At 60.8% G+C, this 1,467-nt stretch carries 1 protein-coding gene; it reads right to left on the bottom strand.

The window, feature by feature from the left end; translation table 11 throughout:
* Positions 1 to 328 precede the first annotated feature (328 nt).
* A complete protein-coding gene (locus B0G62_RS30985) occupies positions 329 to 1,354 on the bottom strand; it encodes an IS110 family RNA-guided transposase (protein WP_103707975.1) in 1,026 nt (341 codons plus the stop codon).
* Between the last annotated feature and the right edge of the window lie 113 nt (positions 1,355 to 1,467).

Genomic DNA, 1,467 nt, shown 5'->3' with positions numbered 1-1,467 from the left:
CTACAAGGGCTCCCTGTTGAGCACAAGCTCAATCGAAGTTCGCTGTGATACATGCTGCAATGCCGCGCCGGTATATGTGGGAAGGTGAAGGACTGCGGTTCTACAACCGGTCATGTTGGGCCAATGGCCCGGACCCTGATGAAAGACGCGCGCAGAGGCCTCATTCTCTAGCCGGGAATGAATATCCCCGCCGTGTTAGTCAGGTACGCTCCGCGCGGGTCCAACCCGCTTCACATCACCGCTGGCAGTGCAAAGTGGTCGTTTCTATGTGCTCATGACGTCTGCGCTCGCGTCTCGTTGCCGGTTGATCGACTGGCTCGGATCGAAGTTAGTCTGCCACTGGTTCGAGCTTGAAGTCATCGCCATATTTCAGCGAGGCCCACGCCAATCTCGCGTTCTTTGCGGCGATCGCGATGGCGGCCCGCCAGTAGCCCCGGCGCTCGACCAGGGTTCGGACCCACCGGCTGAAGCGATCCTGTTTCTCGCCGAGACTGGCAATAACGGCGCGGGCGCCGTTGACCAGCAGCCCGCGCAGATAGGCGTCGCCTGCCTTCGTAATGCTACCCAGCCGTGCCTTTCCGCCACTGCTGTACTGCCCGGGCGTGAGTCCGATCCAGGCTGCCACCTGCCGGCCGTTTCTGAAGTCGTGCCCCGCACCGATACTGGCGAGCAACGCGCTGGCCGTGGTTGGGCCGATGCCGCGCAACTGCATCAGCCTCTTGCTGCGCGCATCCTCACGCGCGATCTCAGCGATCGCACGGTCGTATTCGAGCAGGCGATCCTCGATATGGCCAGCATGCTCAAGCAGATCGCTGATGCTGCGCTTCGCCCAGCCAGGCAATGTGTCCAGATGTTCTGTGATGTGTCTGCGCACCTTCCCCGGGCTCTGAGGCAGCACCACGCCGAATTCCGAGAGCAGGCCTCGCAACCGGTTGTAGGTCGCGGTCCGTTCTTCCACGAAACCTTGTCGTGTTCGATGCAGGCAAAGCGTTGCCTGCTGATGTTCGTCCTTCAGCGGCACGAAACGCATGCTCGGACGCGTCACCGCTTCACAGATCGCAGCAGCATCCGCCGCGTCGTTCTTGCCGCGCTTGCCGGACATGCGATAAGGCGCCACAAGGTTGGGCGCCATGAGCTTGACGGTGTGGCCGTGTTGCTGGAACACACGTGCCCAGTGATGTGCGCCGGAGCACGCTTCCATGCCGATGAGGCACGCTGGCAACTGCGCGATCAATGTCGCCAGCTGATCGCGCGGCACACGCGGCCTGATCAGCATCGGTTTACCTGCTTCATCTACACCATGAATGGCGAATACATTCTTGGCAAGATCGATTCCGATAGTGACAATAGGCATGGTCTTCCCCTCTCGCTGGTGTTGATGAACGTTCGAAACTTCATCATGGCACGTCGATGCCGACTCGCGGCTTCCGCCGCAGCCTCGGGACGGGGAAGTCCCTTTCATTCTCT

Origin of the sequence: Paraburkholderia eburnea (assembly GCF_002917095.1) — a bacterium.
In the GTDB taxonomy this organism is placed as follows: domain Bacteria; phylum Pseudomonadota; class Gammaproteobacteria; order Burkholderiales; family Burkholderiaceae; genus Paraburkholderia; species Paraburkholderia eburnea.
Note: the sequence above shows the minus strand (reverse complement) of the source record. Positions and strands in the feature narration are given on the sequence as shown.

Coding starts and splice junctions, on each gene's coding strand:
- B0G62_RS30985 (WP_103707975.1), bottom strand. CDS start 1,354: ATGCCTATTGTCACTATCGGAATCGATCTTGCCAAGAATGTATTCGCC.